Consider the following 609-nt stretch of genomic DNA (forward strand, 5'->3'; position numbering starts at 1 on the left):
ACCCCGCACCACACCCGGACCGGAACGACCGGCAGCGCAGGCGTCGAGAGCCGTCCGGAGTGCGTCTGCGTCGCCTGCGACCAGCACAGCACGATGCGGGAACCTGGTACGGGCGGTGGCCAGCGACCACGCCACGTTCTGCAGGGCCGGCCCGGGCTGCCGGTCCAGCAGCCCTGCGAGTCGGGCCGCCTGCTCCGTCACGGCGTCGGGTGATTTCCCGGAGAGAACGAAAGGCAGCGCCGCACTGCTCAGCGGTGGGGTCCTGCCCGCCGCGGTCCCCGGCATGTCCTCCACGGGTGCCTGCTCAAGAATGACGTGTGCGTTCGTACCGCTGATACCGAACGACGACACGCCTGCCCGACGCGGCTCGTGCTTCTCCGGCCACTCCACCGACCGGGCCAGGAGCTCAACGGCCCCCGCCGACCAGTCGACTTGGGGCGACGGCTCGTTCAGGTGCAGGGTCTGCGGCAGCACACCGTGCCGCATCGCCATCACCACCGGCCACACCGGCAGCTGCCTGTGCGTGACCGATGTTCGACTTCAGCGAGCCCAGCAGGAGGGGGCGGCCGTCCGGTCGGCCCTGGCCGTACGTCGCGAGCAGTGCCTGTG

2 protein-coding genes are annotated in these 609 nt (G+C 71.3%); both read right to left on the bottom strand.

Annotated features, from left to right (window positions below):
* Window positions 1–486: ketoacyl-synthetase C-terminal extension domain-containing protein (locus IH13_RS39425; RefSeq protein WP_324605220.1), on the bottom strand; the 486-nt coding region annotated here is incomplete at its 3' end.
* A complete protein-coding gene (locus IH13_RS45905) occupies window positions 407–601 on the bottom strand; it encodes a hypothetical protein (RefSeq protein ID WP_324605221.1) in 195 nt (64 codons plus the stop codon). The genes IH13_RS39425 and IH13_RS45905, both read right to left, overlap by 80 nt.
* Between the last annotated feature and the right edge of the window lie 8 nt (window positions 602–609).

Source organism: Streptomyces sp. NRRL WC-3549, assembly GCF_000721935.1.
In the GTDB taxonomy this organism is placed as follows: Bacteria; Actinomycetota; Actinomycetes; order Streptomycetales; family Streptomycetaceae; genus Streptomyces.